Raw genomic sequence first — 12,222 nt, 5'->3', positions numbered from 1 at the left:
CCTTTCTAAAATGCCAAGAAGTACATGAGGCCGATTTGAATGATCAACAATAGTATCGCAATTGGCGCCTGCTGTTTGATAACACCAAGTGGATCCTTCATTTCGAGCAACGCGACTGGCAAACTATTGAAGTTCGCCGCCATTGGCGTGAGCAAGGTCCCACAGTAGCCAGAGGTCATGCCAATAGCCGCCACAATCGCTGGATTAGCGCCTTGCGCAATGACAAAAGGAATGCCAACGGCTGCTGTAATCACGGCAAACGCAGCAAAGGCATTCCCCATAATAATCGTAAAGAGCGCCATCGCCACACAGTATAGAATCACGCCGCCAAGATGACTTCCAGTTGGGAATAAGCCGGCAATCAATTTCGCCGTGAGTGATCCGACCCCAGCAGCAGTAAAAACTGCCCCTAAGGTTGCTAGTAATTACGGCAAAATGCCAGCAGCACCAACTGACCGAACCATCCGCTGGGTATCATTATAAACCATTTTGCCTGGCGCCTTCGTCATGATGATAGCCACAATTAACGAAACCGCCGCACCAATGCCAATGCCAACCTGACCACCGAGTTTGGTAAACTGGGCGACACCGATGGAAACGACTGCAAGTACCACGCTTGGGACGAATACCCAACCGCCAAGCCGTTTGGCCGCTGTTGCCGCGTGTGCGCCGTCAACGGGCTTAATTTTGCCTATCTGAATCTGCTTGAACAACGCCAAAATACCGATAATAACAACTAGAACACCAACGACCATCGCGGGCATCAAGGTCCCAAAGGCAAAAATCACTGCCATGATCTCCCAAAACAAACCGGTTCCGATACGTGCCGGATTATCTTTTGCGCGAAACGCCTCAATACCAGCAATCGCCATCACGACGCCAATCAGAGCATAAAGGATCAATAAAAGGGTATTGACCATGATCATTTGCCTCCCTTATGCGACTGCTGTTCAAATTGGCGATCAAACCAGCGATTGTAGATAGCCACAATGACCAACGTGATCAATGCCACTGGAATGGATGCTAAAACGACCTGCATCGGCTCAACTGGATGATTGAGGCTCTTCATCGTGCTCGCGATCAACAAGACACCCGCTGTTGCAACAAACAGGTTCTGCGCAAAGAAATTGCCAAAGTTGTCAGTCGCCGCAGAACGCGCCTTAATAAGGTCGATATCTTTATCTGTTAGCTTACGTTTGGTTTCAGCCGCCGCCGTTACCATCGGCGTGATCAACGGTCGTACGAACTGCACTTGACCAGATAACGAGATACCAAAGACACCACCTAACTCGCGAATCACAAGATAAATATTCAAAATACGACTGGGTGTCAATTTCTTTAGCTTCTGAATGCCATTGACGGCAACTTCCTTGAGACCGTGGCTTTCCACTAACCCAATCATCGGCAGGGTCAGAAAAAATAACGACACCATGCGTTTATCGACAAAGCTCTGCCCAAGTGTGGTCAGAAAAGCCGGGATGCTCATGCCCGAAAAAACTGCTGTCACAACTGCTGCCAAAACCACTACCGCTGTCGTGTCCCACTTCAATGCAAACCCGACAACGATAATGACAATGCCAAGTAATTTTAAGTATTCCATGTAGGATCCCCCTTTGTTCTATGAAAGCAGTTTACGTGTTGTTGTTGACAGCGTCAATTCGTTAAGGGGGATTATCAATCGTGCAAACTATAAAAATAACTTGTGCGTCACTAGTTTCCTAACCGAGCTGCCTCGCGCTCATTTTAACGCGCTCGCCACCCCAGAAACCTGCATATAAGAACCTTGGTCGCAATGGTCAAAACCCGACCATCACACCCAAGGTCGCTTACACTCCGGTTTCTAACCGGGCTGCCTCGCGCTCACAAAAAAAGCCAGTTCAACGACTGAACTGGCAATTTATATCACGATTATGCTGGCTGAAGATCCTTTTCTTTGTCAGCATCTTTGTTCTTAGCCTCGTTACGAGCAATTTCGTCTTTGGTGAGCATATCCTTAACGGTCATCTTCACCTCAGTGACATTAAGTCCGGTCATTTGGCGGACATTCTTGACGATTGCCATCGTAACTTTGTTGAAAATTTCCGGTGCATTTTCACCATATCGAACGGTGGCATCAAGTGACACAGAAACATTCTGATCATCGCTCAGGTCTACATCCACACCTTTAGTCGGATCTTCATCTTTGCGGAAAAGATCGGTCATATTTGCCATCATGCCACCTTCAAGCGAGTATACGCCTTCGACTTCATTGCAAGTGATGCCCACAATTTTTGCAATGACAGCGTCATCGAATTTCAATTCCTTATTGATGCCAGCGTTTTTCGTGTTGTCCATGTTTATCTCTCCTTTGTCTTATGAAGGTTCAACATCATTTTTTTTGCCACTCGCGTTTAGTCAGTACATCTTTGACATGCAGATTGAGTTCAACTAGCTGTAGGCCCGTCATCCGGGTAATCTGAGCACTGATTTTTTCGCAGAGTTGTTTAAAAATAGCTTGCGCATCACTGTCAAATGCCAGAAACACATCCATATCAATCGCTACTTGTTTCTCGCCAACTTCAGCTGAGATGCCTTTGGTTATATTCTCGCCGCTAGAAAAGGTTTCGGTCAGATTGTCCATCATCGTTCCGTCCATTCCTAGCAAGCCATCAATCTCTCGAGCACAAAGCGCAGCGATTTTTTCAATCACTTTATCTTCAAACGTCAATCGACTATTGGCCATCAATGTTTCTCGTGTAACAGCTGGTGATGCTGCTACTGGCGGTGTTGCAACTGCGTCCATCCGTTCACCTACTTTCCTTTACTGAAAGCATCTTTGCCGGCGGTCAACCAACTGGTAAATGCATGCCAATTGGGTACTAGGTAACGCTCAATCAGCCAGCCTGCTGCGCCGAAGATCAAGACCAGCAGCATACCCATAAATCCGAATCGCATCCAGGCGAAGGCAAGCACGATCCCGATCACAGCACCGATCATTCCTCGCTGCATTGTCATCTCTCCTTCTAGCTGGGCACGTCGTCAAAGGCATCAACATCTTTGGAAAGTGTCCGCTTTGAATGCCATTTGCTTGTTGTCCCAGTGTTGTCATCGTTAAATCACACGGGCCGTTTTCGCTTTGACCTTTGTGGCTGGCAAGAGATGCACCCGCACATGCTTCACAGGAATACCGAGACAGGCCTGCAACTTCTGGCGAGCAGTTTCTTCGATTTGCTTGGCCTCTGCCTTCAGATCCTTGCTATTACCGGAAAAAGCTTCAATCCGCATTCGTGCGACTTGCTTCTTGCGAATGCTAACAGCTACCGCCACCGATTTGGCAAAATGTTGCGCAACAACCGCTTTGGCCACGGTGTTTTCGATCGCACTTTTATCAAGCGTCAGATCACCATCTTCACCAGCTAGAATCAGCGACTGAGCGGTTGACCGCCTGAAAATGGCGACCAATAGCATGATGAGGAAAACCAAAGCGACAAGCCCAGTCAGGCCTATCATGGTTGGCCGCAGCCAAACGACTTGTTGCAGATAAAATCGCGTAAACTCACGGCTTGGCCAAAGCAATAACCCGAAACCAACACTTTGCAATAAACCGCCAACGGCAATGATGCCAAGCATGGTTTTTGTGATGGGTCTCATGGTCATCGGCCTCCTATGCCTTGCGCCGTGTGGTTCCCAGCAACAGGGAAACAAGGAAGACGACGATGATGGCCCCTATAATAGCTGGGATCAAGGCCATTCCGGCCAATGAAGGCCCCCAGTCACCAAGGAGTGCCGTGCCGAGCCATGCACCGACTAAGCCGCCGATAATGTTACCAAGCCAGCCGAGTGGCATATCGCGCCCAACGATCAGCTGTCCAATACAACCAATCACCGCACCGATGATCAGTGTCCAAATAAAATGCATCATGGTTCTCACCCTTTCTTTTGGTTGACTTTCTTCTGACTATCCTAAGCTTAACGAAACGAGGTTATTCGAAGCAATAAATATGCTAATGATAACAATTAGTATTTTACTGGGTATACAAAAAATGCCTATAACCATGCATATTTGCAAAGTTATAGGCATATAAATTGTTTAATTAAAAATCATGGCATCATGAGCTGCTCGTTTTCCGCGTTAAAATCCGGGAATCAGCCCATCAACCTTCAATCACATCGCCAGCATTAGGACCGGCATCCAGTTTATAGATACGATCAACATTAATCAAAACGGCACTGATGGCTGCTGGCAGATGATGTGCCTTCGCGAATGCCTGAGCATCTTCAAAGATCTTGTCATCATGATGGAATTCAACGGTCCCTTCAAAACGAAAACCCTTGAGTGCCTTGTAATCAACCGTCGCAACCGCAGCCTTCTTAGAATACTGCAAATTATGCCATGCCTGCTTACCTGTCTCTTCGTTGTAAATCAGGTGATGATCATCGAAGACACGCATCGTGCCTTTGGGACCCACTTGTGGATTACCATTTTCATCGGCAGTAGCCAAATAGTTCAATTGTGCGCCGATCATGTCTTTCATATCTTGTGTCAAAGTTGCCATAAATGATCAATCTCCTTTTACTTACTTTTTATTAACAGAAAGAGTGTAACACAATCAGCCACGATTCGTCATATTTTTATATCAGAGCGTTCGCAGGCGCGCTTAGAAACCTGAGTGTAAGCGGCCTCGGGCGTGATGGCCGGGTTTGGGTCATTGCGTCCGAGGTCCTTACACTCCGGTTTCTGCGCCTGCGAACGCGTTTCAGTCAAGAGCGTGATGGCCGGTTTTTGGCCATTGCGATCAAGATCCTTACACGTATGTTTCTGGGCTGGTGAACAGGAGCGTGTATATCTAGAAATATGGTTTTAGGCAACGGCTTAACCATGATTGGATTTCTAAGAAGACAAAACTTCCGATGTGATTTCTTTCTTTTTGTCTAACCTGTACTACACTTAAGTTAGGCTCTTAAAAGTATCAGTTCGGGAACTTGTAACGCAATCCGCCATGATGATGCTAACCGCACACCCATAGTGATTGTGCAGACGTTAAGACTGATCAACAAGGTTAAGGAGGGAAAATGATCCATGGCAAAAGTTTATATTTCTGCGGCATTGCCGAAATCGGCGAATGCTGCCTTGCAAAAAGCTGGCGTGGATTTTGAAGCATATACCGGCAGTGGTTTAATCACCGAAAGCGACTTGCAAACACACTTGGCTCATACTGAGGTGTTGATCACCGCCTTGTCCACACCAGTGACGGCGGCAACTTTGGCAAAGGCCCCACATCTGAAACTGATCGCTAATTATGGTGCCGGTTTCAACAACATTGATGTCACTGCAGCCAAGGCCCAAGGTGTGCTTGTAACCAATACGCCAAAAGTATCGACCACTTCGACTGCCGAAGTCACGGTGGCCTTAATTCTGGCGGTCTTACACCGGGTCACGGAAGGTGATCGGCTAATGCGCGGCGCTGGTTTTGCCGGCTGGGCACCCACCTTTTTCCTTGGTCACGAACTGGCTGGCAAAACCGTTGGGATTATCGGGATGGGCCAAATCGGTCAGGCCGTTGCCAAACGCGTGCATGCTTTTGACGCAAAAATTCTGTATACCCAGCGCCACCAACTGACATCGGCCACAGAGCAAACACTAGGCGCAACCTTCACCGATCAGGCTACCTTGTTACGTGAAAGCGACATCGTGACCTTACATTTGCCGCTAGTACCAGCTACGCATCATTTGCTGGACGCGCAGGCAATGGCCACTATGAAGCCGACTGCCTACCTGATCAATGCAGCTCGCGGCCCGTTAATTGATGAAACCGCCTTGCTTCAGCAATTGCAGGCTCACAAGTTAGCAGGCGCCGCGTTAGATGTCTATGAGGCTGAACCGCATGTCAGTTCAGGTCTCAAGGCGCTTGATAATGTGGTCCTGACGCCGCACATCGGAAACGCCACCGTCGAAGCGCGGGATGCCATGGCCAAAATCGTGACTGACAATACACTAGCCATTCTAGCTGGTAAGCAGCCTGAGTACATCGTCAATGCCTAATCAGTGCTGGAGTTGACTAACCATAAAAAAGGCGCCTGTCGTCACACAATGCGTGTGGTAACAGGCGTCTTTTTGGATGAAATACCATTTCATTTAATCAAGGCTTACGCGAGTTCCGCGGTTGCCAAATGCTTGCGACTAACAATGCTAACACAATGCCAAGTGTTAAACCAAGACCGCCAACCAAAAAAGGATTGGCGATCTGATTTTGAGTCATGACAAGATCAAGAACGCCAATTAAGCCCACGGCAATGAGCACCAAGACAATACGGTACCACGCCGTTTTCGTCATAGATGAGCCAGAATCGTATACTTGCCAACTGCTTTATAGTCGCCTTTAGCCTTTGAATCAGGCGTTCCGGCAGCTTCGTAAAAAACGGAATACTTGCCGTCTTTATCTTTAGCGACAACCAAGCCTTCATCGACAACATGTTCGGCTTTGTAAATTTGGGCACTGCGTCGAGCCGCGGTGAAATCAAAATCATTGGCGACTGCATCGCCGGGGTTGAAGAAAACAATTTCTTCGCTCATGAAGATCCCCTCGCTTTCTGGCTTCATTATACCACGTCAACATCGTCTCACTTATCAGCTTGAAGCGCCTCAGCCTTGGCTATCAGGCTTTTGGTAAATGCTGCAAACTGGGGCATCTCCTCTTGCTTGACATTTAAGGCGATTTTCACAGGGTCAGCTCCTTGAACCGCCCCACTTGCCGCCAACACGGCTTCAAACAACTCTGGCGCGGTATTGTAATCTTTACCATAATACGGATCGCCTGTGCCAAGCACGCCAAATACCAACGGCTTAGCAGAAAAATCAAGCTTGCTGAGATCCTCGTAAAAGTCTTCGGTTTCTTCCGGAATAACGCCGCCAGTCCATGTATAAGTGGCCAAAACCAATACATCGTAATCCTTGATCGTCGTTGGGTCGGTTTGAATCATTTCACCAAGGGTCACATCCCAACCATAATGTTCAAAGAACTGCTGCTCGATCCGTGCCATTCCCTTGGCATTGCCTGTAATCGATGCATATAAAATGATTGCCTTCATCGTCCTCACCTCATTACCTTCAGTATACTGATAACATCAGGGTTGTAAAAGCTTTCAAAAAAAGCATGCACACGAAAAGTTGTTTTTTCATGCACATGCTTAAAAAATTCAGCTTTCACAGCGGGCAAGTTCCATGAATACTCACGACGTTGCCACTACAAAAACGTTCAACTGGCAGTTTCAACAGTACCTTCACCTTGCAAGATGAAATGAACGGCATCTGCCAACTCATTTTCCTTAAAAAACCGAATTTCCTGATGACCCGAAAAATCATCAATTTCGATAATCGGTTCAAAACCATTAAATCGTCGTAACTCTTGACGCAGCCAAGCATCCCAGACTTGTGTGGCTAAGCCTTGCTGCTGACCCAAATTACGCCGAATGATGATATTCTTATTGTCCCAAATTCGAACTCGCAATTGCCGATCATTTTGATCAGCTGCCAAGTCCTGTAGATAAGCATAGTGTTCCATAAGCTCACCTTACCTTTCAACAAAAGACAGCAAGCTAACAGTGTCTTTGCGTCAAGCAAACGACGAAGCATCATCGCCTAGGTGTCTATGCTAAACTAGAGGCAATGATCCAAAAAAACTTGATACAACCAATGCGCTAATGGCGCTAGGGGGCAATATGACGAATTCCGAAACTAAACAATATTCATGGCCTAAATTCCGGCGCTCACTGCGCTTTGGGCGACCATCTGCCATCATTCATTTTATCTACTTGCTAGCAATTGCCCCATATGTGTTTTGGGCCATTTACTTCATCGGGTTAACTGCACTGCTGCTGGTATCAAAACCAAGTATGTTGCTCGCTTTGCTAAGTTATATTGGCAAGCTATTATTACTTGATCCCATCTTGCAAACCTGGCAGTTACTGACATCTTTGAACTTCGCCGAAACCGGTTGGATGCTACTGATTGTTATCAGTTATTGGTGTGTCATCGCAGGCATTGTCATGCATATTGTCCACCGCATTCGCAAACGGCAGCTTTTCCATCAACTCATATCAGGACAGGCACAGATTATCACAAAAGCAGATCAGACCTTCGTCATGGACAAGCACCAGCATCATTACCCACTGCTTAAGCATCCCGTGCGATGGTGGCAGGCCAGTCCGGATCGGCGGTGGTACTAATGGTTAATCTGGTTAATACCGGATCAAGAACAACATGGTGTTAACCTTTGGTACAACCTCATTATACAAACATACGTTCGTAAATGCAATAGCTTTGTTTACTGTCGCTTTGAAATTGGCCATTAGAAGTTTGTTTTACCGCTTTAATCAAGCAACTCAGTCTGACAACGTTACGATTGAATGTCATACGTGCGCAGACTGGTAAAAATCGTTATACTGTTAGTAAAGGCTCACGAGGAGGAATCGTTTTGGCTGAAAAAGATCAAATCAGTGCATTTTCACGGGAGATTATTGACTTCCAGCGCAAAAATCATCTAACAGACACAGAGATGGCGCTAAACAGCCACGTATCAGTTGAACATATCCACAATATTAAATCCATGCGTGAGATGCCGGATTCTTCCGTCGTCGCCACACTGAAGGATTACATGGAACATAAGCCAAGCGGCAAATAATGATGCCACTGAAAAGCGCCGATGCAAACTCATTAAAGTTTGCATCGGCGCTTTTCGTTTGCCGGCTCAGAATAGCTAACTCATGAGCTACCGATTACCCAAGTAGCCAATTGTCATCGCACCCAGCAAGATAATCAAAACAATCGTCGTAATCCATACATATAACCGATCGTGTTCAACTGCAAAAGCGTAAATCGAAACGACCACTCGCAACACCGGTGTCAGGATCAGCAAGAAGATGCCCGTCATCAAAACCGCATACGGCTTCAGTGCCAGCGTCCCAGATAAAATATCACCAACACGTGTTGGATGAACGTCGGTCGCGTATCCCGTTGAGCCAGTGACTAACAATAAAAGCAGGCCAAGAATAATCACCAAGGCCGACAAAACGACCCCAATCTGCATGACCTTACCGATCATGATTTCAACGTCATCAATTTCAGTTTTGAGTTTTTTGTCCATCAGATGTTCACCCCGAATCCTTTAAGTGCCATCTGAATACCCATGTAGCCAATAACAGGAATAAAAATCAGACGTAAGACTTTTGTTGGTAGCATCGGCATGATGCGTGAGCCAACGGTTGCCCCAATCAAAATACCGATAGCGAGCGGTGCCGCGATTTGCGGCTGCAATTGTCCGCCAAAATAGTACACTGTCGCACTTGCTGCTGCCGTAACCCCCATCATCAGATTACTCGTGGCACTTGATGGCTTTAGCGGCATATGCATGATCGTATCCATAGCAATCACTTTAAAAGCACCGCTGCCAATGCCTAACAACCCAGAGGCAATGCCAGCCCCGAACATCATAGCAAATCCGCCTGGCACATTTGTCACAGTATAATTGATTTCTTTACCAGTCGCCTTGTCAAAATACGCGCCATTCAATCGCAGTTTATTCGCAATCTCATCTGGTTTTGACTGGCGCTCTTCAGGCTCCTTCAGCCGCATTTTACGAATCATGTTGAATGCAGAAAAAATCAGCAAGGCGCCGAACAAGACGTATAAGACTTTGCCGTCCACAAGACCAGTGACAACGGCACCAATAACTGCGCCAACGGTGGTCGCAATTTCTAGAAACATCGCAACGCGCAAGTTTAGCATCTCATCTTTTAAGTAAGCAATGGTGGCGCCTGAGCTGGTAGCGATAACCGATACAATACTAGCACCGATGGCATATTGAATTGGCAACCCCATCAACATCGTCAAAATCGGTGTAATAATCATCCCACCGCCGATGCCAAGCACGGCACCGAGAATACCGCCAAGTAAACCGGTGACCATTAACATTATCATTTGTTCCATTTATCTAGCCTCGTTTTCCAGCATTTTAGGATGGCAACGAAAACATCGCCATCAATTTGTTTTATTTTCTAAGGTTAGCCCACGTGGTAACAAGGTTTCAAGCCCTCAATATCATTCACGTTGCTTACCAACTGCCGCCAAATCCACCACCGCCACTGCTGCCACCGCCAAATCCACTACCGAAATTGTCAGAACCGCCGCTGCTACCGCTGCTGGCACTCGACCCAAAGTCGGATACAACCCAAAGTGGCAAGTCGTATTGACTTAAATCCTGATTTTTTTCTGGATGCCGAATATGGAACAAGATAACGCCAAACGTGGCAGCCAACATTTCGGCTGAAAAACGATCCGTTTCTTTAACGTTTTCAAGGAATTTCGACCAAGTTGTCACCGCGGCCTGACCAGCAACATTCTTTTGTTGGCCTAACCACTGGGCATAACTGGCTTCATAAGGTCTGCCTTTTGCAAAACGATCAGCTAATGCGGGGGTTAATAACGCTGCTAATGCTGAAACAGATGGGGCCGCCACCACATCTTGATCGGCTAATTGCCGCAGTGGTTTGCTTGTTTGGTAGTAGTACCAATAAGGATATGGTGCGGTCAACCGCAGCACGCGCGTCCACGACTCGAAACCACGACGAGCCAAATTGGCCAGACCGATTTCGCGTAGCTTGGCATGTGACCAAGCAAATTTGAATAGCGGTAAGGATGCTGTCTGTCGGCGTAGCGGAATGCCTGCTGCCATCACAGCCGCATACAACGGCATCGCCTCCAAAGCAACGGTATCACGCATAGCATCACGCAATCGGGCAGCCATCGCCATGTGGACTACGAAGAAGAGTACCAGCAAGGCCATCAAAATCAAAGCAGCAATCAAGATTGCTTGCTGAATAGCAGCATCACGTGCCCGTTTAGCGGTTATTTGGGCAGGTGTCGCGATGGCACTTTGGTTTGCTGTCACGCGTTGACCAATATGATCGAGAAACAGTGCGATTGCCTCATCGTAGTTCTGCGCCTTCAGCTGTGTTTTCACGTTCGAAGTAACAATCTCGTCTGCACTCCCGTCTGGCACGACGTCTTCTAACCCATAGCCGACCTCTAGCCAATACTTACGGTCTTCGCGGGAAAGCACAAGAAGCAAGCCATTGTCCCAGCCTTTTTTGCCAATACCCAATTTAGCAAACTGATCATTGGCATAGTCTTCGATTTCGTCATCATCAAGCGACTTGACCGTGATGACTGCAAGTTGAGGATGACCCTTTACCTTGGCAAACGTCTCATTATTCAAACGATTGACCGCCGCCTGGCTCTTAGCTCCCATCATGTCACCGTCATCGCGATACCATGTTCCCGAAGCCGCTTGAACCGACTGTTGCGTTGCTGCCCCAATACCAAGTAGCAAGACAAGCGGGATGAGCCACCAAAGATATTTGTGCATGTGAACCTCCTTTGACGCGTTTTGACGCATTCATCGAATCGAGTCGCGCTGTCAAAATTTGCAATTGTTGCTCTCATGATACCATGAGCCTTCGACCAGCTTACACGCCATCTGACAAAAATAACCATGCAGCAAAAACGACCTTCTCACTTTCGAGAAGGTCGTTTGGCTAACTTTGACTGAATTTAATCCTTGACGGGATCAATTTCCACAAACGTATCATTTGGTACCCGTAAAATCGAGAAACGGTCAGCAATGTTGCCAACATGCATACCTAAACCGTTTAAAAAGCCTGGCTTGTAACGAGCAGTGACCGTTGCCACGTAGGCTTGATCGGCCGTCTGATCCAATTTTTTCAGGTCTTTTTTCGACCATGGATAGCCTGCCGCCCGCGGGGTCAACGGTTGTGTACCGGCACTAACTTCAGCATTGTGACTTGTATTTTCGTATTTAGCGCCGTTAGTCCAGTAAGTGTAGTACAAGGTTGGATTCTTGCCATTCCCTGTTTGGACACGAACATAAAAGGAATGATCCTCGCCAGTTTGTAAAATGAGATGTTCTGCGCTGTGGCTAATAGCTACCGCACGACTATCACGATAATCAATAGGCCGTAACCAGCTCACCCAAACCATGCCAATCGCGGCAATCGCAAAAACAAGCACTTCTGCAATGTCAATTAACACCACCGAGCCACGAACTTGCTTTCCGGATTTAACAATTGCTTTAATGTGCCGTTGCCGAATGTGCCAGACGATGAAAATCAAATAGGCGATGAGTATCACCCATGCCAACAGTCCGATAAGATTCCACGAATTCATAA

Annotated in this window: 18 protein-coding genes and 1 pseudogene; 3 read left to right on the top strand and 16 right to left on the bottom strand. The window is 47.1% G+C overall.

All coding sequences use genetic code 11. The features are described 5' to 3' along the window. Positions 1-5 precede the first annotated feature (5 nt). The 8 genes and pseudogenes from LBPC_RS16270 to LBPC_RS01035 all read right to left on the bottom strand — a co-directional run bounded on the left by LBPC_RS16270 (position 6) and on the right by LBPC_RS01035 (position 4,535). Positions 6-920 (bottom strand): annotated as a pseudogene (locus LBPC_RS16270) (DUF979 domain-containing protein). A 2-nt stretch (positions 921-922) separates the two neighbouring features. Beyond that, the gene (locus LBPC_RS01065) at positions 923-1,600 is read right to left on the bottom strand and encodes a DUF969 domain-containing protein (RefSeq protein ID WP_004562143.1); all 678 of its coding nucleotides are present in this window, start codon (positions 1,598-1,600) and stop codon (positions 923-925) included. Positions 1,601-1,908: 308 nt separating this feature from the next. Beyond that, the gene (locus LBPC_RS01060; protein WP_003562920.1) at positions 1,909-2,334 is read right to left on the bottom strand and encodes an Asp23/Gls24 family envelope stress response protein; all 426 of its coding nucleotides are present in this window, start codon (positions 2,332-2,334) and stop codon (positions 1,909-1,911) included. A gap of 34 nt (positions 2,335-2,368) precedes the next feature. Further along, on the bottom strand, positions 2,369-2,782 hold the full coding sequence (locus LBPC_RS01055) for an Asp23/Gls24 family envelope stress response protein (protein WP_003562918.1): 414 nt from the start codon (positions 2,780-2,782) through the stop codon (positions 2,369-2,371). A gap of 8 nt (positions 2,783-2,790) precedes the next feature. Next, a complete protein-coding gene (locus LBPC_RS01050) occupies positions 2,791-2,988 on the bottom strand; it encodes a hypothetical protein (RefSeq protein WP_003562916.1) in 198 nt (65 codons plus the stop codon). 102 nt (positions 2,989-3,090) lie between these two features. Then, entirely contained in the window at positions 3,091-3,630 is a 540-nt protein-coding gene (amaP, locus tag LBPC_RS01045; RefSeq protein ID WP_016365281.1) for an alkaline shock response membrane anchor protein AmaP, read from the bottom strand. A 13-nt stretch (positions 3,631-3,643) separates the two neighbouring features. Continuing rightward, complete coding sequence (locus LBPC_RS01040) at positions 3,644-3,901, bottom strand: GlsB/YeaQ/YmgE family stress response membrane protein (RefSeq protein WP_003562911.1); 258 nt, start codon at positions 3,899-3,901, stop codon at positions 3,644-3,646. A gap of 232 nt (positions 3,902-4,133) precedes the next feature. Beyond that, positions 4,134-4,535 carry a pyridoxamine 5'-phosphate oxidase family protein gene (locus tag LBPC_RS01035; protein WP_004562140.1) on the bottom strand — a complete coding sequence of 134 codons (402 nt, stop codon included), beginning with the start codon at positions 4,533-4,535 and terminating at the stop codon, positions 4,134-4,136. A 524-nt stretch (positions 4,536-5,059) separates the two neighbouring features. Between LBPC_RS01035 and LBPC_RS01030 the strand changes: the two genes are divergently transcribed. Next, positions 5,060-6,022: a 2-hydroxyacid dehydrogenase family protein gene (locus tag LBPC_RS01030; protein ID WP_003562906.1), complete on the top strand. Its 963-nt coding sequence runs from the start codon at positions 5,060-5,062 to the stop codon at positions 6,020-6,022. Positions 6,023-6,119: 97 nt separating this feature from the next. Here LBPC_RS01030 and LBPC_RS01025 read toward each other — a convergent pair whose 3' ends face one another. The 4 genes from LBPC_RS01025 to LBPC_RS01010 all read right to left on the bottom strand — a co-directional run bounded on the left by LBPC_RS01025 (position 6,120) and on the right by LBPC_RS01010 (position 7,541). Beyond that, positions 6,120-6,314: a hypothetical protein gene (locus LBPC_RS01025; protein ID WP_003562904.1), complete on the bottom strand. Its 195-nt coding sequence runs from the start codon at positions 6,312-6,314 to the stop codon at positions 6,120-6,122. After that, a complete protein-coding gene (locus LBPC_RS01020) occupies positions 6,311-6,553 on the bottom strand; it encodes a hypothetical protein (RefSeq protein WP_016365279.1) in 243 nt (80 codons plus the stop codon). Before LBPC_RS01020 ends, LBPC_RS01025 begins: the two co-directional genes overlap by 4 nt. A gap of 47 nt (positions 6,554-6,600) precedes the next feature. Next, positions 6,601-7,068, bottom strand: coding sequence for a flavodoxin domain-containing protein (locus tag LBPC_RS01015; protein WP_003577391.1), 468 nt, complete (start codon positions 7,066-7,068; stop codon positions 6,601-6,603). A gap of 167 nt (positions 7,069-7,235) precedes the next feature. After that, complete coding sequence (locus tag LBPC_RS01010) at positions 7,236-7,541, bottom strand: hypothetical protein (protein WP_003562898.1); 306 nt, start codon at positions 7,539-7,541, stop codon at positions 7,236-7,238. Positions 7,542-7,698: 157 nt separating this feature from the next. On the opposite strand from LBPC_RS01010, the gene LBPC_RS01005 reads away from it, so the two are divergent. Both LBPC_RS01005 and LBPC_RS01000 read left to right on the top strand, forming a co-directional pair. Then, entirely contained in the window at positions 7,699-8,205 is a 507-nt protein-coding gene (locus LBPC_RS01005; RefSeq protein WP_003573098.1) for a hypothetical protein, read from the top strand. Between the two features lie 248 nt (positions 8,206-8,453). After that, on the top strand, positions 8,454-8,660 hold the full coding sequence (locus tag LBPC_RS01000) for an LBP_cg2779 family protein (RefSeq protein WP_003562894.1): 207 nt from the start codon (positions 8,454-8,456) through the stop codon (positions 8,658-8,660). An 87-nt stretch (positions 8,661-8,747) separates the two neighbouring features. On the opposite strand, the gene LBPC_RS00995 is transcribed toward LBPC_RS01000, so the two are convergent. The 4 genes from LBPC_RS00995 to LBPC_RS00980 form a co-directional block, all read right to left on the bottom strand. Then, entirely contained in the window at positions 8,748-9,122 is a 375-nt protein-coding gene (locus LBPC_RS00995; RefSeq protein ID WP_004562135.1) for a DUF1634 domain-containing protein, read from the bottom strand. Next, positions 9,122-9,964, bottom strand: coding sequence for a sulfite exporter TauE/SafE family protein (locus tag LBPC_RS00990; RefSeq protein WP_004562134.1), 843 nt, complete (start codon positions 9,962-9,964; stop codon positions 9,122-9,124). The genes LBPC_RS00995 and LBPC_RS00990 overlap by 1 nt, the downstream gene beginning before the upstream one ends. A gap of 124 nt (positions 9,965-10,088) precedes the next feature. After that, a complete protein-coding gene (locus tag LBPC_RS00985; RefSeq protein WP_016376470.1) occupies positions 10,089-11,402 on the bottom strand; it encodes a TPM domain-containing protein in 1,314 nt (437 codons plus the stop codon). A gap of 185 nt (positions 11,403-11,587) precedes the next feature. Continuing rightward, entirely contained in the window at positions 11,588-12,220 is a 633-nt protein-coding gene (locus tag LBPC_RS00980; RefSeq protein WP_003562871.1) for an LVIS_2131 family protein, read from the bottom strand. Between the last annotated feature and the right edge of the window lie 2 nt (positions 12,221-12,222).

This window comes from Lacticaseibacillus paracasei subsp. paracasei (assembly GCF_000829035.1).
GTDB classification, from domain to species: domain Bacteria; phylum Bacillota; class Bacilli; order Lactobacillales; family Lactobacillaceae; genus Lacticaseibacillus; species Lacticaseibacillus paracasei.
This window is presented reverse-complemented; position numbering and strand designations above follow the sequence as displayed.